Source organism: Nonomuraea aridisoli (assembly GCF_003236395.1).
Taxonomy (GTDB): domain Bacteria; phylum Actinomycetota; class Actinomycetes; order Streptosporangiales; family Streptosporangiaceae; genus Nonomuraea; species Nonomuraea aridisoli.
Genome location: NZ_POUD01000110.1, coordinates 1 through 26,675, shown reverse-complemented (window position 1 = coordinate 26,675; position 26,675 = coordinate 1). Strand labels below are relative to the sequence as shown.

Genomic DNA, 26,675 nt, shown 5'->3' with positions numbered 1-26,675 from the left:
GGCCGGGCCGGTGCCGTGGTGGGGGCGGTGGCGCTGGTCCTCTCCGGGGTCGTGGCGTGCGGGACCGAGTCGCGGGCCGTCTGCGGCGTGATCGTCGACTCCACCAGCTACGCCGACCCCGCCACGTCCAGGAACGACGTCACGTCCAAGCTCCCCGCCTTCACCCGAAGCTGCGACTGGATCGCCTTCGCGGCCGTCACCGGCAGCTCCGAGAGCAGCACCTGCCGCCAGGACGCGGTCCCCATCGCCGCCACCCCGGCCGAGAACCCCAACGACAACCCGGTCGTCGAGGAGCGCGTCAGAGAGCATCGCATCACGCAGGTGCTGCCGAGGGCCGTCCAGCTGTTCGACTGCCCGACGGAGGGGGAGGGCTCGGACGTGCTCGGCGCCCTGCGCTATCTGGCCAAGCAGCTCACCGCGCAACGCCAGCCGGACAGGCCCCACCAGATCATCGTCTTCAGCGACCTGATCAACAACCGCGGCGACCTCGACGTCAACCGCCTGGACCTCACCGAGGACGCCCGCCGCCAGAAGATCCGGCAGCTGCGCGAGGCCCGCCTGCTGCCGGACATGACCGGCTACACGGTGGCCGTCCACGGCTTCCTGCGCAAGAGGACGGCGAGCCCCGACCGTTTCCCGCTGCTGGAGGCGTTCTGGCGAGAGGCGTTCGAGACGGCGGGCGCCGCCACGGTGGACCTGCTTTGACCGCTCCCCTCCCTGAAGGGAAGGGGATTCCTGGCTCACGCTGCCTCCTGCCCCAGCGGGGCGGGAGGTCTTACGCGATCATCACCAGCCGGGTTCAGACGCATCGCCCTGACGGCGATTCGTCTATCCCTGCCCTGCTTCGCAGCAGTCCGAATTCCTCACCGGCCTGAAGGCCGGAGCATCCTTCGGAGACATAGGTGAAGCCTCAGGACCGGGAACGGCGGCGCAGCACGATGCGCTCGGCCCAGCTCGCCGCCTCCGGGTCCTTCAGCCCCTCCACCACTCCCCCGAGGTAGGCGGTCGCCAGGCTGTCGAACCCGCTGTCGAGCTGCCGCAGCCGCCCGGCCCGCCGCCGGTCGGCGCCCTGGAGGTACTGGGCGATGCTCTCGGCGTACCCGGCGTCGGCCTGGTAGGCGGCCTGGGCGGCGGCGCACGCCCTGGCCTCGGCGTCGCGTTTGGCGCGCAGCTCGAACAGGCGGCGGTCGTTCGGGTTGTGCATGCGGCGGCCGAGGTCGGCGGCGATGAGCGCGGTGGCGATCAGCAGGGCCAGCAGCAGCACCATCGTGGGCAACTGGCCGACGCCTTCCGAGGTCGGCCCGATCGCCTGCCCGTCCACCACGAGGGGCCGGACGAGGGCGTCCCGGCGCAGCACGGCGACCGCGAGGATGAGCCCGAGCCAGACCAGCGCGACGCCGATGAGCAGCCGGCGGCCCTTGGCCGGGCTGCCGTCCTCCTGCCAGGAGCGGAACGCCCGCCCGTACATGTGCGGCGCGACCAGCATGATGAGGGCGGCGCCGGCGGCGAGCAGGGCGGTCATCGCGACACTGTCGCCCCAGCTCAGGATGACCTGGTAGAGGATGGGCACCTCGACGATCACCAGGAGGGTCAGCAGCAGCGCGGCGGGTGACCAGCGGCGCACGGCCGGCCAGCGGCCGCCCGTGATCGCGATGGAGCTGGGACGGCCGTCGCCGGGCCGCCTGCTGGGCTGCTCCAGCTCTGCGACCCGCCGCCGGCTGTCCTCCAGCGCCTGCCTGGCCTCGCCGAACGTGCGCTGCGACTCCGCCAGGCGGATCTTCTGGCTCTCGAACGCGGCCCGCGCCCGCTGGAGCTCCTGCTCGGTGAGCTCCTCGATCCGGGCCATCTCCTCCAGGCGCTCGTCCTCCAGCTCGTGGAAGCGCGGCACGCTGCCGGTCTGCAGGGTGAGCGTGTCGATCTGGCCCTCGGCGGCGTGGGAGCGGCCGAGCTCGCGTTCCTCGCGCCGGCGGTGCGCCCAGTCGGGCAGGCGGTAGAGGTCTCCGTCGTACGCGACGGCGGGCGCGATCCTGGTGACCTCGTCGCCGGGATCGGTGGGAGTGTCGTGTTCGCGGAAGAAACGCATCTGGCCTCCCGGGTCCTGGTTTCGATGCTAAGCCGGGCAGGCGCGTGCCGGGCGGGCTATGCCGACTCCCTCACCACCAGCCGCGTGGGGAGCACCACCGGGGTCGTGGAGCGGCCTTCCAGCCGCGACAGCAGCAGCCGCGCGAGCGCCAGTGCCTGGTCGGCGACCGGGACGCGGACGGTGGTGAGCGCCGGAGTGGTGGCCGGGGCGGCCTCGCCGTCGCCGAAGCCGACGACCGCGAGGTCCTCCGGCACCCGCAGGCCCGCCTCCCGCGCGGCCCGCAGCGCCCCGACGGCGAGCTGGTCGGTGGCGGCGAGGACGGCGTCGAGTGACGGGTCGTCGCCGAGCAGCCGCCGGGTGGCCGCCGCCCCGGAGCCGATGGTGAGGTCGGCGAAGGCCAGGTGCGGGCGGAGCCCGGCGCGTGCCAGCGCCGCCCGGTGGCCTTCCAGGCGGTCCTGGACGGTGACCAGGTCCATGGGGCCGCAGAGCATGCCGATGCGGCGGCGGCCGGCGGCCAGCAGGTGTTCGGTGGCCGTCGCCGCGCCGCCGGCGTTGTCGACGTCCACGTACGGCACCAGGGACGCGATCGCCGGCTTGCCGAGCAGCACGACCGGCACCCCGGTGCGCGCGAGCCGCTCGGCGAGCGTGTCGGCCCGCTCGGGCGGCAGCAGCACGACGCCGTCGACCTGCCCGGCCTCGACGTGGGCGACGATGCGCCGGTGGCTCTCGGCGGTGTCGGCGAGCATGAGCGTGATGTGCTTGCCCGCGCCCTCCAGCACGCTGGTGACGTACTGGACGACGGCGGCGGTGAGGGCGTCGCCGCCCGGCCGCGGCACGGACAGCACGAGGGCCACCGCGTTCGTCCGGCGGGTGACGAGGCTGCGCGCGGCCGCGTTGGGGACGTAGCCGACCTCGTTGACCGCGCGCAGCACGGCGGCCCGCACCTGCGCGCTCACCGCCGCCTCGCCGTTGACCACGCGCGAGACCGTGGCCCTGGACACCCCGGCGCGGGCGGCCACCGTCTCCAGGGTGGGCCGCTTCGGACGGGTCGGGGGCAGGCCGCCGCGGCGGATGACGTCGCGGTACCACAGCGCGCTGTCCTTGGGCCGCCGCCGCTGGGTGGCGAAGTCGACGTGGTAGAGCCCGAACTTGCGGCGGTAGCCGTCGGCCCATTCGAGGTTGTCGAGCAGCGTCCAGACGAGGTACCCGCGCACCCGCGCGCCGTCGTCGATCGCCGAGCGCACGGCCCGCAGGTGCTCCTCCAGGAAGTGCACGCGGTCGACGTCGTGGATGCCGTCGCCGGTCACCACGTCCACGAAGTCGGCGCCGTTCTCCGTCACCATCAGGTCGAGGTCCGGATACTCGCCGGACAGGCGGCGCAGCAGCCGGGTGAGGCAGTCGGGCACGATGGGCCAGCCCATGGCGGTGACGGCGGTCGGGACCGTGCAGAACAGGACGCCCTCGCTGCCCGGCCAGGCGGGGTCGGCGGGCTCGCTCGGCTGGGCCTGCACGACCAGCGGCGTGTAGTAGTTGACGCCCAGCAGGTCGAGAGGCTGGTTGATGACCTCCAGGTCGCCCTCGCGCACGTGGCCGAGGTCGCCGCAGGCCCGCTCGACGACGGGCAGCAACTCCTCGGGGTAGGCGCCGCGCAGCAGCGGCTCCAGGAACTGCCGGTTGGCCAGGACGTCGATCCTCGCCACGGCCTCGGCGTCCTCCTCGGCGAGCGGCCTGGCCGGGTCGCCCACCTGGGCGGGCGTCATGACGGGCGAGATGTTGAGCACCGTGCCGACCTTGGCGGCCCCGGCGGCGCGCAACGCCCGGGCGCCGAGCCCGTGGGCGAGCAGCAGGTGGTGGGCGCTGCGGAAGGCGTCGGCGGGCGAGGTGCGGCCCGGCGCGTGGCGGCCCGCGCCGTAGCCGAGGAAGGCCGCCACCCACGGCTCGTTCAGGGTGAACCAGGTGTCCACGCGGTCGCCGAGCCGCTCGTGCACGGCCGCGGCGTAGTCGGCGAAGCGGTGGGCGGTGTCGCGGGACGGCCACCCGCCGAGGTCCTCCAGCGCCTGCGGCAGGTCCCAGTGGTAGAGGGTCGCGTACGGCGCGACGCCCGCGCCGAGCAGCTCGTCCACCAGCCGGTCGTAGAAGTCGAGCCCGGCCGGGTTCACCTTCTCGCCGTCGGGGAGGACCCGCGGCCAGCTCACCGAGAACCGGTAGGCGGAGACGCCGAGATCCCGCATCAGCGCCACGTCGTCGCGGTAGCGGTGGTAGTGGTCGCACGCCCCGGCGTGATCGGCGAGGAACGCGTCCCAGATGGAGGGCCCGCGGCCGTCGACGGACGTCGCCCCCTCGATCTGGAAAGCCGACGTCGAAACCCCCCACACGAAACCATCGGGGAAACTCATCCTGGCGCGTACCTTTCCCTCACGTGTCAGCGCGCCCAGTCTCCCGCGTCGCGCGCCCGCCTGGCCACGCTGTATACAGGGCGCGTGGAACTGGACCGGCTCGATCGTGACATCATCGCGGCGCTCGTCGACGACGCCCGCGCCACCTACGCCGAGATCGGCCAGCAGGTGGGGCTGAGCGCTTCGGCCGTCAAGCGGCGGGTCGACCGGCTGCGCGACAGCGGGGCGATCACCGGGTTCAGCGCCCGGGTGGCGCCGCAGGCGCTCGGCTGGACGACGGAGGCGTACGTCGAGCTGTTCTGCCAGGGCAAGACGAAGCCGTCCGACATCGCGCTGGCCGTCTCCCGCTACCCGGAGGTGGTGGCGGCGGCGACGATCACCGGCGAGGCCGACGCGCTGCTGCACATCAGGGCCACCGACGTGGGCCACGTGGAGCGGGTGATCGAGCGCATCGCGGCCGAGTCGTTCGTGGTGCGGACCAAGAGCTCCATCGTGCTGTCGAGGCTGGTCGACACGCCTCCGGGGGCCGTCCCGGACGCGCGCAACGAATCAGCGGTCACGCGCTGAAAGAAGCAACAGACCTGCGCGAACGCGCAATATCACCCTCTTGGCCCGCGTGACGGGGGATTCCTAGGCTGTTTCCTGCATTTCCCCTGCTCAGTTGCGTGATGGAGCCTGCATGCCCAAACACTTCCTCATGTGCCGCCCCGACCACTTCGCGGTCGAGTACGCCATCAATCCGTGGATGCACCCCGAGTCGGGCGCGGACCGCGACCGCGCGGTCCGGCAGTGGGAGAGCCTGAAGGCGGCGTACGAGGAGCTCGGTCACCGGGTGAGCCTGATCGACCCGATCGAGGGGCTGCCCGACATGGTGTTCGCCGCCAACGGCGCCCTGGTGGTGGACGGCCGGGTGTACGGCGCCCGTTTCGCCTTCCCGCAGCGGGCCGCGGAGGGGCCCGCGTACCTGCGCTGGTTCGCCGAGCGCGGCTACCCGGCGCTGGAGCCGGCACACGTCAACGAGGGCGAGGGCGACTTCCTCACCCTCGACGACGTCATCCTGGCCGGCACCGGGTTCCGCACCGACGTCGTCGCCCACCGGGAGGCGCAGGAGTTCCTGGGCCGGCCGGTGATCTCCCTGACGCTGGTCGACCCGCGTTTCTACCACCTGGACACGGCGCTGTTCCCGCTCGACGGGCACAACGTCGCGTACTACCCGGAGGCCTTCTCCCCCGGCAGCCGTGAGGTGCTGCGGCGGATGTTCCCCGACGCGGTGCTCGCGACCGCCGACGACGCCGAGGTGCTCGGACTCAACGCGGTCAGCGACGGCGCGAACGTGGTCGTCAACGCCGAGGCCTCGAACCTCCAGCTGCAGCTCAAGCGGCGTGGCTACGAGGTGATCCCCGTCGACCTGTCGGAGCTGCGCAAGGCGGGCGGGGGTCCCAAGTGCTGCACACTGGAGATCAGGGGGGAGAACTGACATGACCACGAGCGCAGAGCTGATCGATCTGAGCGAGCGCCGCAGCGCGCACAACTACCATCCGCTGCCCGTCGTGATCCACGAGGCGCACGGCGCCTGGGTCACCGACGTCGAGGGCAAGCGGTATCTCGACTGCCTGTCCGGCTACTCCTCGCTCAACTTCGGCCACGGCAACCAGAAGATCATCGACGCCGCGAAGGAGCAGCTCGACCGGCTGACCCTGACCAGCCGGGCCTTCTACCACGACCAGTTCGCGCGCTTCTGCGCCGGGCTCGGCGACCTGACGGGCAAGGACATGGTCCTGCCCATGAACACCGGCGCCGAGGCCGTCGAGACCGCCATCAAGGTGGCGCGCAAGTGGGGCTACGAGGTCAAGGGCGTCGAGCCCGAGCAGGCCAACATCATCGTGATGGAGGGCAATTTCCACGGCCGCACCACCACGATCGTCAGCTTCTCCACCGACCCCGACGCGCACGACAACTTCGGCCCGTACACGCCGGGCTTCCGGATCGTCCCGTACGGCTCCGCCGAGGCGATCCGGCAGGCGATCGACGCCAACACCGTCGCCGTGCTGGTCGAGCCGATCCAGGGCGAGGCGGGCGTGCTGGTGCCGCCGGACGGCTACCTGACCGACGTGCGCGAGCTGTGCACGGCGGAGGGCATCCTGATGATCGCCGACGAGGTCCAGTCGGGCCTCGGGCGGACCGGTCAGACGTTCGCCTGCGACTACGAAAGGGTCGTACCGGACATCTACGTGCTGGGCAAGGCGCTCGGGGGCGGCGTCGTGCCGGTCTCGGCCATCGCGGCCGACCGCGACGTGCTCGGGATCATCCATCCGGGGCAGCACGGGTCCACGTTCGGCGGCAACCCGCTGGCCTGCGCGGTCGCCATCGCCGTCATCGAGCTGCTGAACACCGGCGAATACCAGGCCAGGGCCGCCAAGCTCGGCGAGGTGCTGCACACGCGGCTGCGGGAGCTGATCGGCAAGGGCGTGGTGGAGGTGCGCGGGCGCGGGCTGTGGGCGGGCGTCGACATCGACCCGGACATCGCGACCGGGCGCGAGGTGTCGAAGGCGCTGCTGAAGCGTGGCGTGCTGGCCAAGGACACCCACGGCTCCACGATCCGGCTGGCTCCGCCCATCGTCGTCTCGGAGGAAGACCTGCTCTGGGCGATCGACCAGCTCGCCGACGCCGTCTACGAGTTCAAGAGCAAAAACCTCTAGCTCTTTCACGGTGACCCGGCCCGGCCCCACCCACCGCGCATGGCCGGGCCCCGTCCAGGGAGACGCTCCTCGGGCGCACAGACCGGGCGCCGTCACGGCGCCCGGTCACCATCCGGGTGGCCGGTCAGGCACCTGGTCGCGGGCCGGGCAGGTGCCACACCTGCATCCCCTCGGGCGCCTGCGACCAGGTGAAGCCGTTCTCCTTGAGCTCCGAGGCCAGGGCGGCGGTCGGCGGCCAGTGGTTCGTGGTGACCATCTCGTCCTCACTGATCACCACCTCGCGCCGCCTGACCCGGTACACGAAACGCGTCGTGACGCTCTCCCCCGCGACCTCCAGCACCTGCGCCGCGATCTCGTAGGTGTGCCGCCCGACGTCGTACGAGCCCACCGGCTCCAGCCCGCCGGTCACGGGCGTGGCGCGGTCGCGCCAGTTGAACACCAGCCGCCCGCCCGGCCGCAGCTGCCGGGCCAGCACCCGCCACAGCGCGGGCCGCTCGGCGGCGGGAAAGCTCTGCAGCACCGAGATCATCACGACGGCCTCGACCGGATCGTCCACCTCGGCGTCGAGAGCGCCGCACGGCAGGACGGTCACGCGGCGGCGTGTCTCCGGATCGACCGCCAGCCGCGACAGCAGCACGGAGCGCATGCCGAGCGACGGCTCCAGCGCGTAGATCTCGCCGGGGGCCGAGCGGGCGATGACCTCGGTGATCAGGCCGGTGCCCGCGCCGATCTCGAGGACGCCGTGCCGCACGCCGGCCAGCAGCGGCGGCAGCAGTCTTCGGACGAGGGGCACGTGCCCGTCCTCGTGCAGGAGGTCGTAGAACGGCACCGCGGCGGAGAGGGGATCAGCGTTCACGAAAACTCAGGTTAGATCGGCGGAGTCGATCGGTTCGACCGATTTGCCGTCGGCGGTGTACCAGGTGACGCGGCCCGGCAGGGTGAGCGTGGCGACGGCGTTGTGGAACCAGGGGCCCTTGGTGATCCGCCACCGGAACGGCGGCCGCGGGACCCCCGCCAGGCGCGCGAGCAGGCCGCCCACCAGCGTGGCGATCGCGAACTGGGTGACCACGTTGGCCCAGCGCAGCAAGGGGCCGAGCGGGTTGCGGATCGGCGAGCAGACGATCTGGTGGATCCGGCCGGCGCCGGCCTGGGCCAGGTAGGAGAAGTGCACGTCACCCGAGAGGATCAGCACCGGCCGGCCCACCTCGACCAGCAGCCGGGAGAGGTCGTCGAACGACCTGCGGAAGGCCGCCCAGTGCTCCAGGTCGACGGCCTGCCGGAAGCTCTCCGACCACCGCCGCACCAGCGGCCCCCACCTGCCGTCGCACAGCGCCTCGTTCCAGCTCTGCACGCCGTGCACGCCCTCGGGCAGCAGGAACGGGATCGACGAGCCGATGATGAGCCGTTCGGCCGGGCGTCTGACCTGCTCCTCCAGCCAGGCCCACTCCACCGGGTCGAGCATGCGGCGGTCGCCGGGGGTGAGCTGCCTGGCGCACCGGGTGTCGACCATGATCAGGCGGTCGGGCCCGAGGTCGCGGGCGTAGCTCCAGCGGTTGCTGCTCGGCTCGGCGTCTGCCTTCTCGGCGAACGCGTCGAGCGCCGCGTCCGCGTCGCCCTCACCGGACATGAGCGTCCGCAGCAGCGGGTCCTCGGCCCGCTCGGCCGGCGAGAGGTTGCCGAGATGCTGGTAGACCCAGTACGCCCCGAGCCCGGCGACCACCCGGCGCCGCCACCACGACGTCGCGGCCATCTGCTCGCGCCAGGCCTGCGAGGTGTTCCAGTCGTCGCGGACGTCGTGGTCGTCGAAGATCATCGCGGTCGGCACGGTGGACAGCAGCCAGCGGAGCTCGGGCTCGGTCCACGCCTGGCGGTAGAGCTCGGCGTACTCCTCGAAGTCGGCGATCTCGCCCTGCGGCTCGGTGTCGCGGCGGGCGCGGATGAAGTCGAGCATCTCGGGCGAGGGGTTGTCGGCGTAGACCTGGTCGCCGAGGAGCAGCAGCAGGTCGGGCCATTCCTCGTCGCCCGACTCCGCGAGGTGCCTGCCGTAGGCGCGCAGCACGTCGTGGCCGTGCGTGCGCACGTGGGCGGCGTCGTGCGGGACGCTGGTGCGGCACGAGCCGAACGCCAGCCGGCGCGCCCCTTCCGGCCGCAGCAGCCTGATCCGGCTCGGCGGCCGACCCGCCTGCGGCCATACGCGCTCCCCGTCGAGCGTGACGGAATACGACGCGATATCCTGGGACAACTCAACGAGATCCACGATCGCGTAGTGGTGACCGTGCACGGTGAAGGTAGGCGACCGGTAAGTCCTGCCGTCCGCCTCGACGGCGACCGTGCAGGGATCGGCGGTCTCCACCCAGATCGAGGCGCTGACGGAATCGACGTGACGCAGCAGCGGCCCCACCACGAGTGCGGGCATTCGACCCCCCGATTCGGCGATCCGGCACACTCTCGCCTGCAACACTGCCAGAGTGGCGCGGACGGCGGCGCCTGATCACCGACTTGGATTTCCAGCAACAACTAGCAAGGTCAAACGCCCCGCTCTAGGATGATCGTAACAAGTGCGCCCAAATGGGAAAGGCAATGGCGCTTTTCCCGCCTAAAGGGCGCAAATAACAGGAGGATTCTCTTCCATGAGCATCATGGTGCCGTCAACGACGCCGGCCCTGATCACTCCAGGCCGTCAAGCGCTCGATTCCGCTCTTCACCAGCTCGACCAGGCCGCCGCGCATCTCGGGCTCGACGACGGGCTCCGCACGATGCTGGCCACGCCCCGCCGCTCCCTGACCGTCTCGGTCCCGGTGCGCCGTGAGGACGGCCGGCTCGACGTCGTCCAGGGCTTCCGCGTCCAGCACAACGTCTCACGCGGCCCCGCCAAGGGCGGCCTGCGTTTCCATCCCACGACCGACCTCGACGAGGTCACCGCGCTCGCCATGTGGATGACGTGGAAGTGCGCCCTGGTCGGCATCCCGTACGGCGGCGCCAAGGGTGGCGTGGCCGTCGACCCGGCCGGGCTCACCACCCGCGAGCTGGAGCGGCTCACCCGGCGCTACGTCAGCGAGATCATGCCGCTGATCGGCCCGGAGAAGGACATCCCCGCGCCCGACGTCGGCACCGACGAGCAGACGATGGCGTGGATCATGGACACCTACAGCGTCAGCGCGGGCTACTCGGTGCCCGGCGTGGTCACCGGCAAGCCGACCACGCTCGGCGGCTCGCTCGGCCGCACGGGCGCGACCTCGCGCGGCGTGCAGATCGCGGCGCTGGCCGCCCTCGGCCGCTCGCCGGAGGGCGTCACCGTGGCCGTACAGGGCTTCGGCAAGGTGGGCGCGCTCGCCGCGCAGTACCTGTCCGACGCCGGCTGCAAGGTCGTCGCGGTCTCCGACGTCACCGGCGCCGTCCACGCCGCCGGCGGCCTCGACGTGGCGCGGCTGCGCGCGTACGCGGCCGAGACCGGGGGCGTACGCGGCTTCCACCACGCCGACGCGCTCGACCGCGACGACCTGCTGGAGCTGGACGTCGACGTGCTCGTCCCGGCCGCGATGGAGGGCGCGATCACCGAGGCCAACGCGGCCCGGGTGCGCGCCCGGCTGATCGTCGAAGGCGCCAACGGGCCCACCACGCCCGAGGCCGACGAGATCCTCGCCGCGGCCGGCACCACGGTCGTGCCCGACATCCTCGCCAACGCCGGCGGGGTGATCGTGTCGTACCTGGAGTGGGTGCAGAACATGCAGGCCTACTCGTGGAGCTCGGGCGAGGTCGAGATCAAGCTGCGCGACCTCATGCTGGGCGCGTTCGCCGACGTGCGGTCGCTGGCCGCCGAGCGCGGCCTGACGCTGCGGCAGGCGGCTCACGTCATCGGCGTGGGGCGGGTGGCCGAGGCCCACCAGATGCGCGGCCTCTACCCCTGAGCGCGGGGAGAGCGACTTTAGTAGCACGGGGCTCGCCCAAGGTTCGACGCCGGGGCGGGCCCCGTGGTGCGAGGGTCGTCGCATGAGAGGAATTCTCGGCGTCATCGCCTTCATCGCCATCGCCCAGGGGCTGGGCGGGTTCATCGGCCGCATGTGGTTCGACCGGGAGTGGGGGTTCCTGCACCGGGTGGTGGGTGAGCTGCCGCTGTGGGGCTACCTGGGGGTGGCGGTCGCCGGCGTCGCCGTGGCGGTCGCCGCCGACAGGGCCAAGAAGCGCGAGGGCTGACCGCTCGGCCTCGCAGGCGGCGGGGTCAGACCTTGAGTTCGCTCTCGTCGAGCGCCCGCTGGAGGTCGTCGAGGTCGCGCATGAGCTGGGCGGTGCGCTCGTGCCCGAAGACGCCGGCGATCATCGCCTGCTGCTCGGCCACGGCGCCGTCGACCCGGGCGAGCAGCTCGGCCCCCCGCTCGGAGACGAACACCGCCACCCGCCGCCGGTCGCCCTTCGCCGGCCCCCGATAGACCAGCGCCCGGTCGATGAGCCGGTCGACGGCCTTGGTCAGCGTCGGGTGCGGCATCAGCACCGCCTCGGCCAGCTCCCCCATCGACTCGCCCCGGCCGTCGGCCAAAGCCCGCATGATGCGCCACTGCTCCACGGTGAGGTCTTCGCCGGCCAGCGCCCTGGCGAGCCCCCGGTTGACGCCACGCTCCGCACGGCTGAGCAGGTAGGCGAGTGAGGACCCGAGGCCGGAGACGGTCATGAGGAGGTCCTTTCGTCGGGGGGCTACCAAGGAGGATACTCGTCGGGTGGCGGCGACCGTCGATCCGCTCGAAGCGCGGCTCCTTCCTTCCGACTCCGTGAGAATCGCCCTGGTGGTTCCCGTGTCGGGCGTGCTCGGCCTGATGGGGCCGTGCGCGATCAACTGCGCCCTGCTGGCCGCCGAGGAGGCCAACGCCCGCGGCGGCGTCCTCGGCCGGCCCGTCGAGCTGGTGCTCGTCGACGGCGGCCGGCCCGCCCCCGAGGTGGGGGCCGAGGTCGACGCGCTGGTCCGCACGGGCACGGTCACGGCCGTGGCGGGCGCGCACGCCAGCGACGTGCGCCTGGCGGTGGTGGCCGCGATCGCGGGGCGGGTGCCGTTCGTCTACGCGCCGCCGTACGAGGGCGGGGGGCGCGCGCCCGGCGTCTACTTCCTCGGCGAGACCCCGGGGCGGCAGCTCGCGCCCGGCATCGAGTGGCTGGCCGGCGCGCGGCGGGCGCGCCGCTGGTATCTGCTGGGCAACGACTACATCTGGCCGCGCCTGGTGCACGCCAGCGCCCACCGGCGGCTGCACGCGGCCGGCGCGAGCGTGGTGGGCGAGAGCTTCGTCCGGTACGGCGAGGCCGTGCGGTGGCTGGAGCGGGTGGCCGACGCCCGTCCCGACGCGATCCTGCTCACGCTCATCGGCAGCGACCTGGTGGCGTTCAACCGGGCGTACGCGGCGGCCGGGCTGCGGGCGGCGCGGTTGTGCGGAGCGCTGGAGGAGCACGGCCTGCTGGCCATCGGCGGCGACGCCACCGGCGAGCTGTACGCGTCCATGGGCTACTTCCACGCGCTGCCTACGGAGGCCGGGATCGGCTTCGCGCAGCGGTACACCGCCCGGTTCGGCCCCGACGCCCCCATGCTCAACGCCCACGGCCAGGGCTGCTACGAGGCCGTCGCCGTGCTGGCCGCCCTGTCCGCCCGGGCCGGCTCCCTGGCCGTTCCGGAGCTCGACGCGGTCGCCGACGGCACCGCGATCACCAGCGCGCGGGGCACGCTCACGCTGGTGAACCGCCAGGTGCGCCACCCCGTCCACCTCGGCAGAGCGGACGGATTGCAATTTTTGCCAACGAAAACTTTTCAATAGAAAACTTTTCTTCTAAGGTGCGTATCGCCCCACACGCACTTAGGAGCCCCCATGAGCTCGATCGAAGAGTTCGGCTACCGCCAGGAACTCCAGCGGAGCCTGAGCTTCGCCGACCTGATGATCTACGGCCTGATCTTCATGGTGCCGATCGCCCCCTTCGGCATCTTCGGCAACGTCTTCGCCACGTCGCACGGCATGGTCGCCCTGGCCTACGTGATCGGCCTGGTCGCGATGGCGTTCACCGCGCTGTCGTACGCCCAGATGGCGCGGGCCTTCCCGATGGCCGGCTCGGTCTACACCTACGCGGGCCGCGGGATCGCCGCGCCCGTCGGGTTCATGGCGGGGTGGGCGATCCTGCTCGACTACCTGCTCGTGCCGTCGCTGCTGTACTTGATCGCCAGCGCGGCCATGCACACCTTCATCCCGGTGATCCCGGTCTGGGGCTGGCTGGTGGCGTTCGTGGTGCTCAACACCGTCGTCAACTACCTGGGCATCCAGATGACGGCCAAGATCACCCGGGTCATGCTGGTGGCCGAGCTGGTCGTGCTGGCGATCTTCCTGGTCGTCGGCGTCATCGCGCTCGCCCAGGGCAAGGCGCAGACGGGCGCGCTCACGCCGTTCTTCGACTCCTCGTCGTTCACCTGGAGCGTGGTGTTCGCGGCGGCGTCGGTGGCGGTGCTGTCGTTCCTCGGCTTCGACGGCATCTCCACGCTCGCGGAGGAGAGCCGCGTGGACGCCCGCCGGATCGGCCGCTCGATGGTCGCCGCGCTGGCCCTGGCCGCCGTGCTGTTCGTGGTGCAGACCTGGGTGGCGGCGCTGCTCACCCCGAACAGGGAGCAGCTGATCGCCCAGGGCGACGCGCCCGGCCAGGCGTTCTACACCACCGCCGAGTTCGCCGGGGGCGCGTGGTTGTCGGTGCTCACCGCCGTGGCCACCGCCATCGCCTGGGGCTTCGCCAACTCCCTGGTCGCCCAGGCGGCCACCTCGCGCCTGCTGTTCGCCATGGCCCGCGACCGGCAGCTGCCCGCGTTCCTCGCCAAGGTGCACCCCCGGCACCGGGTGCCGGTCAACGCCACCTTCCTCGTGGCCGGCCTCTCCCTGGTCATCGGCGTCTTCATGAGCACCCGGGAGCAGGGCATCGGCGAGCTGAGCTCGCTGGTCAACTTCGGCGCCCTCGCCGCGTTCCTGGTGCTGCACGTCGCCGTGGTGTGGCACTACATGGTGCGGCGGCGCAGCGCCGACTACTGGGCGCACCTGGTCGCGCCCGCCATCGGCTTCGCCGTCCTGGTGGCCGTCGTGATCAACCAGAACGTCGCGGCCCACTGGGTGGGCGGCCTCTGGCTGGTCGTCGGCCTGATCGTCCTCGCGGCCTCGTACGCGTCCGGCCGCCGTCCCGTCCTACCGTCGGAGGTTCAGTGAACGTCTTCTCGTACCGTCCCTCTCCCGAAGAGCTGAGCTACACCTTCGGCGGCCGCCAGGCGGTCGCCAAGGTGCGGCCGGGCACGATCATGGAGCTGTACACCGAAGACTGCTTCGGCGGACGGGTCCGGACGGTGGACGACCTGCCGTCGCGGGTGTGCGAGTTCCCGTTCCTCAACCCGGTGACCGGGCCGTTCCACGTGGAGGGCGCCGAGCCGGGCGACACGCTGGCCCTGCACTTCGTCAAGATCACCCCGGCCCGCGACTGGGCGGTGTCGACGACGTTCCCGCACTTCGGCGCGCTGACCACCACCCACACCACCGCCATGCTGCACCCGCCGCTGGAGGAGCGCGTCTGGCGCTACGACATCGACCTCGGCAGGAACGTGGCCGTCTACCACGCCCGCAACAGCGACTTCAGCGTGGAGCTGCCGCTCGACCCCATGCACGGCACGGTCGGCGTGGCCCCGGCCGCGAACGAGGCCCGCATGACGATCACCCCCGACGCGCACGGCGGCAACATGGACACCCCCGAGCTGCGCGCCGGCGTCACCGTCTACCTGGGCGTCAACGTCGAGGGCGCGATGTTCTCGATCGGCGACGGCCACGGCCTGCAGGGGCACGGCGAGGTCTGCGGCACCGCCGTGGAGTCGGCCATGAACACCGTGGTCGCGGTCGAGCTCATCAAGGGCGTGGCCACGCCGTGGCCGCGGATGGAGGACGACCTGCACCTGATGTCCACCGGCTCGGCGCGACCGCTGGAGGACGCGTACCGGATCAGCCAGCACGACCTGGTCACCTGGACCTCGGAGCTGACCGGGCTGGACACCCTCGACGCCTACCAGCTCGTCAGCCAGGCCGGGCAGGCGCCGGTCGGGAACGTGTGCGACACCAACTACACGATGGTCGCGAAACTGCCCAAGGCGTACCTGGGCGCCACGACCGTGTACGAGTCGGTGCACGCCCGGTTGCGTGCGGCGGGTTCGGCGTACACAAGTTGAGGTAAACATTCAACCGCGCAGGTCAGAGCACTGATCATGGTCGCCGTAGAGTGTGATCGTGCTCAGGTTGGTGCTGTCTTTGGTCCTGCTCGATCCAGCCGCCGTCGCCGAGGTGTCCCAGGGCAACGTCCCCGTCCCCCGCGTCATCACCCCCGACGGCGACCGCCTGGGCTACGCGCCGGTCCCGCGCCCCTACACCGGGGCGCGGCGGCTGACGGGCGTGCTGCTCGGCAGCGACCCGGCGACCCGCACCGACGTGCTGTGCGGCGGCACGGTGATCAACTCGCGCAGCCGGAGCCTGGTGCTGACCGCGGCTCACTGCCTGTACCACAACGGCCGGATGCTCAAGCGGCTGGCCTTCCTGCCGGCCTACGACCGGGGAAGGCCGCCGCTCGGCGTCTGGCCGGTCGTGCGGGCGTGGGTGCCGGCCCGCTGGCGCACCCGGCAGTACTCCGCCGACCTGCTGCCGTACGACGTGGGCCTGGTCGGCGTCGAACGCGGCAAGCGGCCGCTGGAGGCGGTCACCGGGCGGGGCCTGGAGGCCATGCGCACCACGCGGGGCACCAACCTGCGCGGCCTGGAGCTGCTGGGCTACCCGATGGGCCGCGGCTACCCGGGCACCGCGCTCTACCGGTGCCTGGGCGACACCGTCGAGGCCGTCGCCAAGGGCCCGGGGCTGATGGTCACCCGCAACTGCCACGCCGCCGCCGGCGGCAGCGGCGGCCCCGCGCTGTACGGCGGCGCGGTGGCGGGCATCGTGTCGTCCTCCAGCCCCATGAAGGACGACAAGGGCTACACCGTGCTGACCAGGCTGGGCTCCAGGCCGTTCGAGCGGATGCTCGCCAGGGCCGACCGGGAGATGCGGCTCAGACGGACCGGCTGACGATCTCCTCGCAGAGCGCGTGGCTGGCCAGCGCGTCGCCGGCGTCGACGCGGCGGCCGTCGCGCACGGCGGCGAGGAACTCCAGGCAGATCTGCTCGATGCCGCGCTGCCGGGCGACCGGCACCCAGTCGGGCCGCCGGGTGAGCGTCTCGCCGCCCCGGTGGTCGACGACGTCGCCGAGGTTGACCACGCGCCGCTTGACGCCGTCGCCCATGACCTCGCAGGTCTCCTCGGAGGCGCCGCTCACCCGGTTCATCACGCCGAGGGCGGTGAAGCCGTCGCCCGACAGCTCCAGGACGATGTGCTCGATCAGGCCGTCCTTGACGCGGGTCCTGATCGTGGTGCCGGTGACCTCGCCGGGCACGAGGAACCTCAGGGTGTCGGCCACGTGGATGAAGTCGTCGAAGACCGCCCGGCGCGGCTCGTCGGGCAGGTTGTCGCGGTTCTTCTCCATGACGACGAGGTGGCGGGGCAGGGCCGTGAGGGCGGCGTAGCCGGGCGCGTGACGGCGGTTGAAGCCGACCATCAGCGACCGGCCCTCCGCCCGCGCGAGGCGGACGAGGCGCTCCGACTCGGCCAGGGTGTAGGCGATCGGCTTGTCGACGTAGACGTGGACGCCCGCCGCCAGCAGCGGCTCGACGATCTCGGGATGGGCCTCGGTGGCGGCGTGCACGAACGCCGCGTCGACCCCGGCTTTGATCACGTCGTCCACGCTGGTGGACCGGGCCGCGATCCGGTGCGCGTCGCCCAGCCGGGCCAGGCGCTCGGTGTTACGGGTGCACAGGTGGAGGTCGAGGCCGGGCTGGGCGGCCAGCACCGGCAGGTAGGCCTTCTCCGCGATGTCGCCGAGGCCGATCATGGCTGTCTTCACACGTCGAGCGTAGTCTTCAGCGCCTCGCCGACCGGGGTGGGCGCCACGCCGAACGTGCGCTGGAAGGCCGAGGAGTCGAGCACGTACGGCGCGGTGAACTGGTAGCGGATGTGCCGCATCTCCCCCAGCATGGGCGAGAACAGCCCGGCCGCCCTGAGCGCCGGCCACGGGATCCGCAGGTAACGAGGCGCGGGACGGCCCAGCAGGGCGGCCATCCGGTCCCCCATCTCGCGGAAGGTCAGCGGCTCGGCGGTGGGCACGTGCCAGGGGCGGCCCCAGGCCCGTTCGTCGGAGCCGGCGACGACCAGCGCGTCGGCCACGTCGGGCAGGTACGTCCAGCTGTGCTTGATGTCGCCCGGCCAGATGAGCGGGACGGTCTTGCCCGCCCTGAGCGGCACCAGGAACCGGTCGCCCAGGTAGGACTGGTCGGACGCGCCGGGGCCGTAGTAGTCGGAGCCGCGCACCTCGGTCGCCCTGATCCGGCCGGCCTCGTGCGCGGCCAGCGCCTCCTGCCAGATCCGGGCCCTGACCTGGGCCTTCGGGCTGGTCGAGGCGAGCGGCAGGTCCTCGGTCATGGGCACCGAGACGGGCCCGTACGGGTAGAGGTTGCCGAGGATCACCAGGACGGCCCCGCTCGCCTCGGCGGCGGCCAGGAACGACGCGGCCATCGGCGGCCAGTCGGTGAGCCAGCGGTGATACCGCGGGTTGACGCAGTTGTACAGGACGTCGGCCCCGCGCGTGATCTCGATCATCCGCGCCTGGTCGGCGACGTCGGCGGCCACCTTGACCGCCCCGTCGGGGCCGCTGCCGGAGCGGGTCACGACGGTGACCTCGTGCCCGCGCGCGAGGAGTTTGCGCGCCAGGTGGGCGCCGACCTGACCGGATCCGACGACGACGTGCTTGCCCATGGTTAGACCTCGTTCCAGAAGATGCGGAGGACCGCGTTGACGACGAAGAGTGCCGCGAAGACGGCCGCGGAGGCGGCCGGCCCGGAGGCGTAGAGCGCCAGGGCGCCGCCGCCGAACCAGACGATCTCCAGTGCGGCGCGGGCGACACCGGTGAGGGGGAAGGTGGCGTTCGCGCCGCCGCCCGCCCCGAAGAGCGCCCAGACGGCCACGAACAACGCCGGGCCGCCGAGGCCGGCCAGCAGCTTGACCGCCCAGTTGGGACTCAGGGTGAAGCCCCAGTACGCCACGGACGCGAGCACGCCCAGTTCGAGCAGGAACATCAGCAGGGCGTTGGCGTTCTTGGCGAGGGTGAGCATGGCGGACACTCCGTGACTTGTGTTCTCTTGCGAGAGCAATGCTCTCTCAACGGAGCGGCATTCGTCAAGAGCGGTGCTCTCGTTTCTTTGCAGTGCTCTGGTAGCCTGCTGTGCATGACAGCCAGCCGTACCGCCAGAGAACGTGTCCGGGCCGAGCTCATCAGGGAGATCACCGACATCGCGCGCCGCCAGCTCGCCACCGAGGGCGCCGGCGGCCTGTCGCTGCGGGCCGTGGCCAGGGAGATGGGCATGGTCTCGTCGGCGATCTACCGCTATTTCCCGAGCCGCGACGACCTGCTGACCACACTGATCATCGACGGCTACAACGCCGTCGGCGAGGCCGTCGAGCGCGCCGAGGCCGCCTGCCCGCGCGACGACTTCACCGGCCGGTGGCTGACCGCCTGCCATGCCGTACGCGACTGGGCGGTGGCCCATCCGCACGAGTACGCCCTGCTCTACGGCTCCCCCGTGCCCGGCTACCACGCCCCGCAGGACACGATCGCGGCCCGGATCCGCGACGTGACCGTGCTCGGCCGGATCGTCTCCGACGCCTGGAACGCGGGCGCGCTGCGGGCGTCCGCCGTCGAGCCCCCCGCGGAGCTCGAAGCGGAGGCGGCCGGGCTGCGTGAGCACATGCCCGGGGTCCCCGACGTGATCGTCTGGCAGGCCCTCACCGCGTGGACCTCGTTGTACGGCTGGCTCAGCTTCGAGGTGTTCGGCCAGTTCAACGGCACGCTGGAGGACAGGCACACGGCCTTCGACCACTCGATGCGACTGATGGCCGCGACCATGGGACTTGCTCAGTAGGACTTACTAAGTTTTACTGAACACATGGCACGGAGAACCCCCGAGCTCGGGCGCTTCACGGACGTGGCGTTGCTCGTGCTCATCAGCCTCGCCGAGGGGCAGAAACACGGCTACCGGATGATCAGCGACATCGAGCAGTTCTCGGGCACGTCGCTGGAGCCCGGGACGCTCTACGGCGCGCTGATGCGGCTGGAGGAGCGCGGCTGGATCGAGCCGGTCGAGACCACCGAGCGGCGCAAGCCGTACCGGATCACCGACGCGGGGCGCGAGTCGCTGCGTGAGCAGCTCGCCACGCTGCGCCGCGTCGAGCAGGCCGGGGCGCGGCGCGCGGGGCTCGCCTGGGGGGCGGCATGATGCGTCTGCTCGCCGCCCTGCTGCTCCAGCTCTATCCGCGGCCGTGGCGGCGCCGCTACGGCGACGAGGTCGCCGACCTGATCGCCGCGCGGCCGGTCCGCGCGCGCACGCTGTTCGACCTGGCGGGGGGCGCCGCCGACGCCTGGCTGCACCGCCGGCGCATCCCCGGGGCCACGCCTCTGCGCGTCCCACCGGCGCTGACGCTGCCCTTCGCCGCGTACACGCTGATCCTGCTCTGGACCCCTGGCGTGAGTCACGCGCCGAGCCTGCGCGGCGTCTCGGCGTCGGCGGCCGGCCACGGCGCGATCGCGCAGCGGCTCGCCGAGACGGCGACGTCGCTGTTCGTCGTGGCGGGCGTGCTCGGCTTGTTGTCCCTGGCTCCCCTGGTGACCACCGCGCTGCCCGCGCTGCGGGGCTCCGGCACGGTCACGCGTGCGGCGGCGCGCCGGGTCCTGCCGGCCGTGCTCGTCGCGACCGCTCTGGTGGGGGTGTTCCACGTCGTGTTCCACCAGCTCGCCCGCTCCCCTGCCGGGCCGCTGGGCGCCGCGATGGCGGGCGGTTTCCTCGTCCCGATCACGCTGGCGCTGGTGCTCCTGGCGCCCATGGTCGCGGCCCGGACTCCCGGGTTCGCGCCCGACGTATGCGCGTGCGGCACCCAGCTCGCCATCGCGGCCATCTGCACCACTCTCGGCTGGCTCGCCGTGGGCGTCCTGCTGGCGCTCGGCCTCGCCGAGGCGTCACAGGGGTTCCTGACGGCGGTGGCGGCCGGCGCGGTGATCAGCATCGGCATGGTGACGCTGACCGCGCGAAGCGTGATGCGCCCTTCAGGAAAGCTTGCCGATCCGGCTTTCGTCAGCTGATCCGTCGGCGGGCGGAGCGGTGCCGGCCCGCCGGTGGTCAGTACTCCAGCCGTAGGCCGTCGTGCGGAGGTGGCCTGGTCGACCAGGCGGTGGCGGCGATGACGTCGCGGGCGATGTCGGTGACGGAGCGTCCGTCGGTGGGGATGCGCACGACGGACGAGGGCGCGTCGGCGTCCAGGTGGCGGGCCATGGTGGCGCTGCGGGTGAGGTGCGCGTCGAGCTGGCTGCCGATCTCGCGTAGGCCGAGGCGGTGGCGGGCGGTCGCGTCGTCGGCGGTCAGGAGCACCGAGGTGATGCGGGGTGTGCCGCCCATGGCGCGGGCGATGAGGTCGGGCTCCAGGATCGAGACGGTGTTGGTGTAGATCAGCCTGCGGTAGCCCAGCGCGGCGTAGTTGCGCCAGATGGCGGCGAGGTTGGCCTCGGTCAGCCTGGCCCGGTGCGGATCGCCGGGCGGGGCGGGGAACGCCTGGTCCAGATTGTCGCCCTCGACGAGACAGTGCGCGACGCGAGCCGCCTGGAGGAGCACGGAGACCTCCCACCCGACCGTGGACTTGCCGACCCCCGAACGTCCTCCGATCAGCAGCGCTTCGAACGGGGCCACGTCCTGCACAGGCGGGTCTCCACGTGGTCTTTCGGGCCGATGGACACCACGGGATCATAACGACGTCGTCCTCCGGCTCGGCAAGGCCAGGACGGCGACGGTCTGCCGGGAAATCCCGTCGACAAGGCGGTCGGTGGCCGCCTAGGTTGCAGGCCATGGCCGATGGTCCTGGCGTGGGTGTGTGCGAGTGCGGCGCGGTCGCCGGGCCGCTGGGCGTGTGCGTGGACTACTTCCACGCGATCCTGGCGGAGGAGCAGAACGATCCTCAGATGTACCGGTGGCACGCGCCGGTGGTCTGCGTTCATCTCCTGCAACATCCTTCGCAGGCGCATGAGAAGCACCGCGACGGTCAGTTCCGGCTGCTGCAGTTCTACCTGGACAAGGGCCTTGACGCGCTGCTCCGCCTGCAGGCCCATCAGGTGGCGCGGAACAACCATCGGGCACGATCGCGCTACGACATGGCGCCGTTGGAGCCGTACGCCCCGCTCCCGCAGGGTGGATCTCCTGGCGGCTTCCGCGCCACGCTCTGCGGGTTGCCGTTCAGGGACGGCAGCTTCGTGGCCGACGGGCATGCGGCGTACGGCGACCGCATCCGCGGCATCGCCGAGGCGACCGTGGAGTCCTGGAGATCCGTCGAGGCCTGAGACGACTCGGCCGCGACACCCCTGGGTCGGGGAGCGCGGTCGAGTGGGTGGTGTGCCGCCTTGTGGGCGCGTACCAAGGGAGCCGGGAACCCGGCAGGTCGTGCCGGGGCCGGCCGGAAGAGCCGTGGGTCAGCGGGTGGCGCGGTTGACGGCCGAGATCACGGCCTTGAGGGCGGCGGTGGTGGCGTTGGCGTCGATGCCGACGCCCCACAGCACCTGCCCGGCGACGTCGCACTCCAGGTAGGAGGCGGCCTTCGCGTCGCTGCCCGCGCTCATCGCGTGCTCCACGTAGTCGAGCACGCGGACGTGGACGCCGATGGACGCGAGCGCGTCGGTGAACGCCGAGATCGGGCCGTTGCCGGCGCCCGAGATCTCGCGGATCTCCCCGTCGAAGCGGACGTCGGCGCTGATGCGGTCGTCCTCGCCCGTGGACTCCGACCGGTGGGCCATGAGGCTGAGCCGGCCCCAGCGGTGGGCCGGGTTGGGCAGGTATTCGTCGCGGAAGATCTCGTACATCTCGGCGGGCGTGACCTCGCCGCCCTCGGTGTCGGTGCGCGCCTGCACGACCTTGGAGAACTCGATCTGCAGCTTGCGCGGCAGGTCGAGCTGGTGGTCGGACTTCATGATGTAGGCGACCCCGCCCTTGCCCGACTGGCTGTTGACCCGGATGACCGCCTCGTAGCTGCGGCCGATGTCCTTCGGGTCGATCGGCAGGTAGGGCACCGCCCAGGTGAAGTCGTCGACCGGCACGCCGGCCGCGGCGGCGTCGCGCTCGAGGTGCTCGAAGCCCTTCTTGATGGCGTCCTGGTGGGAGCCGGAGAAGGCGGTGTAGACCAGCTCGCCGCCCCACGGGTGACGGGGGTGGACGGGCAGCTGGTTGCAGTATTCGGTGATGCGGCGGATCTCGTCGATGTCGCTGAAGTCGATCTCGGGGTCGACGCCCTGGGAGAACAGGTTCATGCCCAGGGTGACCAGGCAGACGTTGCCGGTGCGCTCGCCGTTGCCGAACAGGCAGCCCTCAATGCGGTCGGCGCCCGCCATGTAGCCCAGCTCGGCGGCGGCCACGGCGGTGCCGCGGTCGTTGTGCGGGTGGAGCGACAGGATGATCGAGTCGCGGTGCTTGAGGTTGCGGTGCATCCACTCGATCTGGTCGGCGTAGACGTTGGGCGTGGCCATCTCGACCGTGGCGGGCAGGTTGATGATGACCTTGCGCTCGGGCGTGGGCTGCCACACCTCGTTGACCGCGTCGCACACCTCGACCGCGTATTCCAGCTCGGTGCCGGTGAACGACTCGGGAGAGTACTGGAAGTGCACGTCGACGTCGGTGGCGTCGGCGAGCTTCTTGACCAGCTTGGCGCCCTCGACCGCGATGGCGGTGATGCCGTCCTTGTCCTGGCCGAAGACGACGCGGCGCTGCAGGGTGGAGGTCGAGTTGTACAGGTGGACGATGGCCTGCTGGGCACCCTCGATGGCCTCGAAGGTGCGCTCGATCAGCTCGGGCCTGGCCTGCGTCAGCACCTGGATGACCACGTCACCGGGAATGCGGTCTTCCTCGATGATCTGGCGGACGAAGTCGAAGTCGGTCTGCGAGGCGGCCGGGAAGCCCACCTCGATCTCCTTGTAGCCCATGCGTACCAGCAGCTCGAACATCTTGAGCTTGCGGTGCGGGTCCATCGGGTCGATCAGTGCCTGGTTGCCGTCGCGCAGGTCCACCGCGCACCAGCGGGGCGCCTTGGTGATGACCTTGTCGGGCCAGGTGCGGTCGGTCAGCCGGATCGGCTCGAAGGGTTGATAGCGGTGGATCGGCATGCGGCTCGGCTGCTGAGCGGTCATTTCGGATGCTCCTCGTCGGACTGCTGTGGAAGGCGGCCGACGCGCACGACTCGCTCCGCGGCGAGGGAGCCGGCCTTAAAGGCCCCCGCCGCGGCAGCTAAGAAGGAGACCGCGCAGCATGTCATGCACGTTACCAGACGTCTCGCGATGCGCTGCGCGTGATCTCAGATGATGAGAAGTCAGTCGGCGACCAGCACGCTCAGGCAGGTCACGCACCCTTCGAGTTTCTCGTACTCGGAGATGTCGACCGTGGTCACGGCCAGTCCGCGCTTCTCCAGCGCGGCCGCCGTCCGGGGCGCGGAGGCGGCCAGCAGGACGCGGTCGCCGCCCAGCGGCACCACGTGGGCGCCGGCCTCCTCCTCGGGCACGAGCAGGCCGGGCAGGTCCACGTGGCGCGGGTCGCCGATGAGCGTCCCGTCGGGCAGCGCGGTGACGGCCGACTTCAGGTGCAGCACACCGCTCAGCTCCACGGGCACGACCGTGCGTTCCGGCAGGAGCGCGGCGAGCTGCGTGATGCCCTGGGCGTTGGTGCGGGCGGACCGGCCGACGTAGACGGTGGGGCCGCTCTGCAGCACGTCGCCGCCGTCGAGGGTGCCGGGCCGCGCGATCCTGACCGCCTTCATGCCGAGGTCCCGCACGGCCTGGGCCACGGAGTCCACCTCCGGCCGCCGTTCCACCGCCCCCGGCCTGGTCAGTACGGCGAGCCGTCCCGACACCACGAGCGTGTCCTCCACGAACGGCGCGTCGGGCAGGTCGTCGGCCGAGGGCACGTACACGGGCCGCCAGCCGGCCGCGGCGAGGGCGGCGACGTACGCGTCGTGCTGGGCGGCTGCGCGGCCGGCGTCCACCGGTTCGCGCTGGAGGTGGGTGACGATGCCCTCGGAGATACGGGGTCCGGGTTTCCTTACCAGCGCAATACCAGACATAGGGCGTGTTCTATCACGCCATGAGTAGAGTTCGGGCATGCGGGACGACGAGCTACTCACGAGGATCGGCTCCCTGGTCAGCGAGGAGCACGAGCTGCGCACCCGGCTCTCGGCCGGAGAGGTGACCTCGGACGAGGAACGCGCGCGCATCGAACAGCTGGAGAACGCCCTCGACCAGTGCTGGGACCTGCTCAGGCAGCGGCGTGCCCGGCGCAGGGCGGGCGAGGACCCGGACAACGCCGCTCCCCGCCCTGCCGACGAGGTGGAGAACTACCGCCAGTAGGGAAACCGCCAGCAGGAAAACCGTTCGCGCCGGCCGGCCCGTGTGCGCTTGGCTGGACGGCATGCGGATCGAGCGGATCGCGGCCGGCGGCGGGGACGACCTCGCCGCGGGCCTGCACGCGGCCTACAGCGAAGGCTCCGACGATCCCGGCCCGCCGATCTCGCGGGCCCGCTTCGTCCTCGACGTCTGCGCGGACCGGCCCTCCGACCGGGTCGAGGCGTGGGCGGCGGTGGAGGACGGCGAGGTCGCCGGCGGTTACGGCCTGTCGTTCCCCCTCCTCGACAACCGCCACATGGCATGGCTCTTCCCGCTCGTCGTGCGCCCCGCCCGGCGCGGGCGCGGGCTCGGCACGGCGCTGTTCGAGCACGCGCTCGGCCGCCTGCGGGCCGACGACAGGCGGCTGCTGCTGACCGAGACGCCCGCCGCCGGGGCCGGCGCGGCCTTCGCCCGTGCCCGGGGCATGACGGTCGCCCTCACCGAAGCGCGCCGCACGCTCGACCTGCGCCGCTGCGACTGGGCGAAGCTGGGGCGGATGGTCCCGCAGGCTCCGGGCTACACCCTCGAACGCTGGATCGGCCCGGCCGCCCCCGAGCTCATGCCCGACGTCGCCGCGCTCATGAACGGCATGAACGACGCCCCTCGCGACAGCGGCGTCGACGACTTCCACTTCACCGCCGACCAGATCCGCGCCCGCGACGAGCGCATGGTCGCGGCGGGCCAGACCGCCTACACCGTGATCGCCCGCCGTGACGCCGACGGCGCCCCGGCCGGATACACGCGCATCCTGCTCGACACCGACCACTCCCACGGCTGGGCCGTCCAGACCGACACGACGGTACTGGCGGCGCACCGCGGCCACCGCCTGGGGCTGCTGCTCAAGCTCACCAACCTGTTCTGGCTGCGCGAGCGCGAGCCGGGCGTCGAGCGCATCATCACCTGGAACGCCACCTCCAACGCCCACATGCTCGCCATCAACGAGGCCATGGGCTTCGAGCTCTTCGACGAGTGGTACGAGTGGCGGCTGACGCCGTAGGGCCATGGAGGTCCGGGCGACGGCACGTTAGCCTGATGATCCATGTCCTTGGAGGCGCTGAGAGACGGGGATCCCCGGCGGGTGGGGCCGTACACCCTGCTCGGCCGGCTGGGCGAGGGCGGCATGGGCGTCGTCCACCTGGGGCAGGGCCCCGACGGGGCACGGGTGGCCGTCAAGCTGCTGCACGCGCGGATGGACGCCGACCCCGATTTCCGGCGCCGCTTCGCCCGTGAGGTGGCCGCCGCGCGGCGGGTGGCGCGCTTCTGCACCGCTCCGGTGCTCGACGCCGACGTGCTGGGCGAGGTGGCCTACCTCGTCACCGAGTACGTCGAGGGGCCCAGCCTCGGGCAGGCGGTGCGCGCGTCCGGGCCGCTGAAGGGCTCGGCGCTCGACGGCCTGGCCGCCGCGACGGCCATGGCGTTGCGCGCCATCCACGGGGCCGGGGTGGTGCACCGCGATCTCAAGCCGTCCAACGTGCTGCTGTCGCAGGTGGGGCCCAAGGTCATCGACTTCGGGATCGCGCAGCTCGCCGACGCGGAGACGAGCGGCACGATCGTGGGGACGCCGGCGTACATGTCGCCCGAGCAGGCGATGGGAGGCGAGGTCGGGCCCGCCTCGGACATCTTCTCGTGGGGCGGCACGGTGGCGTTCGCCGCCGCCGGGGCGCCGCCGTTCGGCACGGGGCCGGTCCCGGCGGTGCTGGCGCGCGTCGTGAACGCCCCGCCGGAGCTGAGCGGGCTCTCCGGGCCGCTGCTCGAGCTGGTGGTGGCGGCCCTGGCCAAGGACCCGGCCGACCGGCCGACGGCCCAGGAGCTGATGGACCGGCTGAGCTTCGCCGACCCCTCCGTTCTCACGGCCGCCGCAGGGAACCCGAGCGCCCGTTCCACACCGGAGGCGGACCGAGGCTCACCGAACACCCCACAAAC

General features: G+C 72.0%; 28 protein-coding genes. 17 read left to right on the top strand and 11 right to left on the bottom strand.

The window, feature by feature from the left end; all coding sequences use genetic code 11:
• Positions 1-705: vWA domain-containing protein (locus tag C1J01_RS50065; RefSeq protein WP_181448944.1), on the top strand; the 705-nt coding region annotated here is incomplete at its 5' end.
• Positions 706-910: 205 nt separating this feature from the next.
• Here the strand turns inward: C1J01_RS50065 and C1J01_RS24805 are convergent.
• Both C1J01_RS24805 and C1J01_RS53510 read right to left on the bottom strand, forming a co-directional pair.
• A complete protein-coding gene (locus tag C1J01_RS24805) occupies positions 911-2,083 on the bottom strand; it encodes a hypothetical protein (RefSeq protein ID WP_111181375.1) in 1,173 nt (390 codons plus the stop codon).
• A gap of 56 nt (positions 2,084-2,139) precedes the next feature.
• The gene (locus tag C1J01_RS53510) at positions 2,140-4,479 is read right to left on the bottom strand and encodes a GH1 family beta-glucosidase (RefSeq protein WP_111181374.1); all 2,340 of its coding nucleotides are present in this window, start codon (positions 4,477-4,479) and stop codon (positions 2,140-2,142) included.
• Between the two features lie 84 nt (positions 4,480-4,563).
• Here C1J01_RS53510 and C1J01_RS24795 point away from each other — a divergent pair, with 84 nt between their 5' ends.
• The 3 genes from C1J01_RS24795 (at position 4,564) to rocD (ending at position 7,178) form a co-directional block, all read left to right on the top strand.
• Positions 4,564-5,046: an Lrp/AsnC family transcriptional regulator gene (locus tag C1J01_RS24795; RefSeq protein ID WP_111181373.1), complete on the top strand. Its 483-nt coding sequence runs from the start codon at positions 4,564-4,566 to the stop codon at positions 5,044-5,046.
• Positions 5,047-5,158: 112 nt separating this feature from the next.
• Positions 5,159-5,956 (top strand): dimethylargininase, encoded by a 798-nt coding sequence (gene ddaH, locus C1J01_RS24790; RefSeq protein WP_111181372.1) that lies wholly within the window; start codon positions 5,159-5,161, stop codon positions 5,954-5,956.
• A gap of 1 nt (position 5,957) precedes the next feature.
• On the top strand, positions 5,958-7,178 hold the full coding sequence (gene rocD / locus C1J01_RS24785) for an ornithine--oxo-acid transaminase (protein ID WP_111181371.1): 1,221 nt from the start codon (positions 5,958-5,960) through the stop codon (positions 7,176-7,178).
• 124 nt (positions 7,179-7,302) lie between these two features.
• Here the strand turns inward: rocD and C1J01_RS24780 are convergent, their stop codons facing one another.
• The gene (locus tag C1J01_RS24780) at positions 7,303-8,034 is read right to left on the bottom strand and encodes a class I SAM-dependent methyltransferase (RefSeq protein ID WP_111181370.1); all 732 of its coding nucleotides are present in this window, start codon (positions 8,032-8,034) and stop codon (positions 7,303-7,305) included.
• Positions 8,035-8,040: 6 nt separating this feature from the next.
• Positions 8,041-9,594, bottom strand: coding sequence for an alkaline phosphatase D family protein (locus C1J01_RS24775; RefSeq protein ID WP_181448943.1), 1,554 nt, complete (start codon positions 9,592-9,594; stop codon positions 8,041-8,043).
• 214 nt (positions 9,595-9,808) lie between these two features.
• Here C1J01_RS24775 and C1J01_RS24770 point away from each other — a divergent pair, with 214 nt between their 5' ends.
• Both C1J01_RS24770 and C1J01_RS24765 read left to right on the top strand, forming a co-directional pair.
• A complete protein-coding gene (locus C1J01_RS24770) occupies positions 9,809-11,086 on the top strand; it encodes a Glu/Leu/Phe/Val family dehydrogenase (RefSeq protein ID WP_111181369.1) in 1,278 nt (425 codons plus the stop codon).
• 82 nt (positions 11,087-11,168) lie between these two features.
• Positions 11,169-11,372, top strand: a complete 204-nt coding sequence (locus C1J01_RS24765; RefSeq protein WP_111181368.1) for a hypothetical protein — start codon at positions 11,169-11,171, stop codon at positions 11,370-11,372.
• Between the two features lie 25 nt (positions 11,373-11,397).
• Here C1J01_RS24765 and C1J01_RS24760 read toward each other — a convergent pair whose 3' ends face one another.
• Complete coding sequence (locus C1J01_RS24760; RefSeq protein WP_111181367.1) at positions 11,398-11,844, bottom strand: MarR family winged helix-turn-helix transcriptional regulator; 447 nt, start codon at positions 11,842-11,844, stop codon at positions 11,398-11,400.
• Here C1J01_RS24760 and C1J01_RS24755 point away from each other — a divergent pair.
• From C1J01_RS24755 to C1J01_RS24740, 4 genes are read left to right on the top strand one after another with little or no spacing between them, the layout of a single operon-like run.
• Positions 11,843-12,970, top strand: a complete 1,128-nt coding sequence (locus C1J01_RS24755) for a substrate-binding domain-containing protein (protein ID WP_111181366.1) — start codon at positions 11,843-11,845, stop codon at positions 12,968-12,970. The genes C1J01_RS24760 and C1J01_RS24755 overlap by 2 nt on opposite strands.
• A 51-nt stretch (positions 12,971-13,021) precedes the next feature.
• Complete coding sequence (locus C1J01_RS24750; protein WP_111181365.1) at positions 13,022-14,389, top strand: APC family permease; 1,368 nt, start codon at positions 13,022-13,024, stop codon at positions 14,387-14,389.
• A complete protein-coding gene (locus C1J01_RS24745; protein ID WP_111181364.1) occupies positions 14,386-15,390 on the top strand; it encodes an acetamidase/formamidase family protein in 1,005 nt (334 codons plus the stop codon). Before C1J01_RS24750 ends, C1J01_RS24745 begins: the two co-directional genes overlap by 4 nt.
• A 58-nt stretch (positions 15,391-15,448) precedes the next feature.
• Positions 15,449-16,273, top strand: a complete 825-nt coding sequence (locus C1J01_RS24740) for a trypsin-like serine peptidase (protein WP_146615711.1) — start codon at positions 15,449-15,451, stop codon at positions 16,271-16,273.
• Here C1J01_RS24740 and C1J01_RS24735 read toward each other — a convergent pair.
• Genes C1J01_RS24735 through C1J01_RS24725 form a run of 3 tightly spaced genes read right to left on the bottom strand, consistent with a single transcriptional unit; the run spans position 16,257 to position 18,408 of the window.
• Positions 16,257-17,144: a Gfo/Idh/MocA family protein gene (locus C1J01_RS24735; protein WP_111181362.1), complete on the bottom strand. Its 888-nt coding sequence runs from the start codon at positions 17,142-17,144 to the stop codon at positions 16,257-16,259. The genes C1J01_RS24740 and C1J01_RS24735 overlap by 17 nt on opposite strands.
• Positions 17,141-18,052 (bottom strand): NAD-dependent epimerase/dehydratase family protein, encoded by a 912-nt coding sequence (locus C1J01_RS24730; protein WP_111181361.1) that lies wholly within the window; start codon positions 18,050-18,052, stop codon positions 17,141-17,143. The genes C1J01_RS24735 and C1J01_RS24730 overlap by 4 nt, the downstream gene beginning before the upstream one ends.
• Positions 18,053-18,054: 2 nt before the next feature.
• The gene (locus C1J01_RS24725; RefSeq protein WP_111181360.1) at positions 18,055-18,408 is read right to left on the bottom strand and encodes a YrdB family protein; all 354 of its coding nucleotides are present in this window, start codon (positions 18,406-18,408) and stop codon (positions 18,055-18,057) included.
• A 114-nt stretch (positions 18,409-18,522) separates the two neighbouring features.
• On the opposite strand from C1J01_RS24725, the gene C1J01_RS24720 reads away from it, so the two are divergent.
• From C1J01_RS24720 to C1J01_RS24710, 3 genes are read left to right on the top strand one after another with little or no spacing between them, the layout of a single operon-like run.
• A complete protein-coding gene (locus C1J01_RS24720) occupies positions 18,523-19,215 on the top strand; it encodes a TetR/AcrR family transcriptional regulator (RefSeq protein WP_111181359.1) in 693 nt (230 codons plus the stop codon).
• Positions 19,216-19,239: 24 nt separating this feature from the next.
• On the top strand, positions 19,240-19,569 hold the full coding sequence (locus tag C1J01_RS24715; RefSeq protein WP_111181358.1) for a PadR family transcriptional regulator: 330 nt from the start codon (positions 19,240-19,242) through the stop codon (positions 19,567-19,569).
• Positions 19,566-20,429, top strand: a complete 864-nt coding sequence (locus C1J01_RS24710) for a hypothetical protein (protein WP_111181357.1) — start codon at positions 19,566-19,568, stop codon at positions 20,427-20,429. The genes C1J01_RS24715 and C1J01_RS24710 overlap by 4 nt, the downstream gene beginning before the upstream one ends.
• Positions 20,430-20,466: 37 nt before the next feature.
• On the opposite strand, the gene C1J01_RS24705 is transcribed toward C1J01_RS24710, so the two are convergent.
• Complete coding sequence (locus tag C1J01_RS24705) at positions 20,467-21,039, bottom strand: hypothetical protein (protein ID WP_220040078.1); 573 nt, start codon at positions 21,037-21,039, stop codon at positions 20,467-20,469.
• Positions 21,040-21,185: 146 nt separating this feature from the next.
• On the opposite strand from C1J01_RS24705, the gene C1J01_RS24700 reads away from it, so the two are divergent.
• Positions 21,186-21,674: a DUF5946 family protein gene (locus tag C1J01_RS24700; RefSeq protein WP_146615710.1), complete on the top strand. Its 489-nt coding sequence runs from the start codon at positions 21,186-21,188 to the stop codon at positions 21,672-21,674.
• 129 nt (positions 21,675-21,803) lie between these two features.
• On the opposite strand, the gene leuA is transcribed toward C1J01_RS24700, so the two are convergent.
• A complete protein-coding gene (leuA, locus tag C1J01_RS24695; RefSeq protein WP_111181355.1) occupies positions 21,804-23,507 on the bottom strand; it encodes a 2-isopropylmalate synthase in 1,704 nt (567 codons plus the stop codon).
• A 179-nt stretch (positions 23,508-23,686) separates the two neighbouring features.
• Positions 23,687-24,433, bottom strand: a complete 747-nt coding sequence (gene ddaH / locus C1J01_RS24690; protein ID WP_111181354.1) for a dimethylargininase — start codon at positions 24,431-24,433, stop codon at positions 23,687-23,689.
• A gap of 37 nt (positions 24,434-24,470) precedes the next feature.
• Between ddaH (C1J01_RS24690) and C1J01_RS24685 the strand changes: the two genes are divergently transcribed.
• The 3 genes from C1J01_RS24685 to C1J01_RS24675 all read left to right on the top strand — a co-directional run.
• Positions 24,471-24,716 (top strand): DUF2630 family protein, encoded by a 246-nt coding sequence (locus tag C1J01_RS24685; RefSeq protein WP_111181353.1) that lies wholly within the window; start codon positions 24,471-24,473, stop codon positions 24,714-24,716.
• A 61-nt stretch (positions 24,717-24,777) separates the two neighbouring features.
• Positions 24,778-25,749 (top strand): GNAT family N-acetyltransferase, encoded by a 972-nt coding sequence (locus C1J01_RS24680; protein WP_111181352.1) that lies wholly within the window; start codon positions 24,778-24,780, stop codon positions 25,747-25,749.
• Positions 25,750-25,791: 42 nt separating this feature from the next.
• Positions 25,792-26,675: serine/threonine-protein kinase (locus C1J01_RS24675; protein ID WP_146615709.1), on the top strand; the 884-nt coding region annotated here is incomplete at its 3' end.

Coding starts and splice junctions, on each gene's coding strand:
- C1J01_RS24720 (WP_111181359.1), top strand. CDS start 18,523: ATGACAGCCAGCCGTACCGCCAGAGAACGTGTCCGGGCCGAGCTCATC.
- ddaH (WP_111181354.1), bottom strand. CDS start 24,433: ATGTCTGGTATTGCGCTGGTAAGGAAACCCGGACCCCGTATCTCCGAG.
- C1J01_RS24680 (WP_111181352.1), top strand. CDS start 24,778: ATGCGGATCGAGCGGATCGCGGCCGGCGGCGGGGACGACCTCGCCGCG.
- ddaH (WP_111181372.1), top strand. CDS start 5,159: ATGCCCAAACACTTCCTCATGTGCCGCCCCGACCACTTCGCGGTCGAG.
- C1J01_RS24700 (WP_146615710.1), top strand. CDS start 21,186: ATGGCCGATGGTCCTGGCGTGGGTGTGTGCGAGTGCGGCGCGGTCGCC.
- C1J01_RS24765 (WP_111181368.1), top strand. CDS start 11,169: ATGAGAGGAATTCTCGGCGTCATCGCCTTCATCGCCATCGCCCAGGGG.
- C1J01_RS24770 (WP_111181369.1), top strand. CDS start 9,809: ATGAGCATCATGGTGCCGTCAACGACGCCGGCCCTGATCACTCCAGGC.
- C1J01_RS24760 (WP_111181367.1), bottom strand. CDS start 11,844: ATGACCGTCTCCGGCCTCGGGTCCTCACTCGCCTACCTGCTCAGCCGT.
- C1J01_RS24805 (WP_111181375.1), bottom strand. CDS start 2,083: ATGCGTTTCTTCCGCGAACACGACACTCCCACCGATCCCGGCGACGAG.
- C1J01_RS24710 (WP_111181357.1), top strand. CDS start 19,566: ATGATGCGTCTGCTCGCCGCCCTGCTGCTCCAGCTCTATCCGCGGCCG.
- C1J01_RS24775 (WP_181448943.1), bottom strand. CDS start 9,594: ATGCCCGCACTCGTGGTGGGGCCGCTGCTGCGTCACGTCGATTCCGTC.
- C1J01_RS24755 (WP_111181366.1), top strand. CDS start 11,843: ATGAGGAGGTCCTTTCGTCGGGGGGCTACCAAGGAGGATACTCGTCGG.
- C1J01_RS24725 (WP_111181360.1), bottom strand. CDS start 18,408: ATGCTCACCCTCGCCAAGAACGCCAACGCCCTGCTGATGTTCCTGCTC.
- C1J01_RS24750 (WP_111181365.1), top strand. CDS start 13,022: ATGAGCTCGATCGAAGAGTTCGGCTACCGCCAGGAACTCCAGCGGAGC.
- C1J01_RS24715 (WP_111181358.1), top strand. CDS start 19,240: ATGGCACGGAGAACCCCCGAGCTCGGGCGCTTCACGGACGTGGCGTTG.
- C1J01_RS53510 (WP_111181374.1), bottom strand. CDS start 4,479: ATGAGTTTCCCCGATGGTTTCGTGTGGGGGGTTTCGACGTCGGCTTTC.
- leuA (WP_111181355.1), bottom strand. CDS start 23,507: ATGACCGCTCAGCAGCCGAGCCGCATGCCGATCCACCGCTATCAACCC.
- C1J01_RS24730 (WP_111181361.1), bottom strand. CDS start 18,052: ATGGGCAAGCACGTCGTCGTCGGATCCGGTCAGGTCGGCGCCCACCTG.
- rocD (WP_111181371.1), top strand. CDS start 5,958: ATGACCACGAGCGCAGAGCTGATCGATCTGAGCGAGCGCCGCAGCGCG.
- C1J01_RS24685 (WP_111181353.1), top strand. CDS start 24,471: ATGCGGGACGACGAGCTACTCACGAGGATCGGCTCCCTGGTCAGCGAG.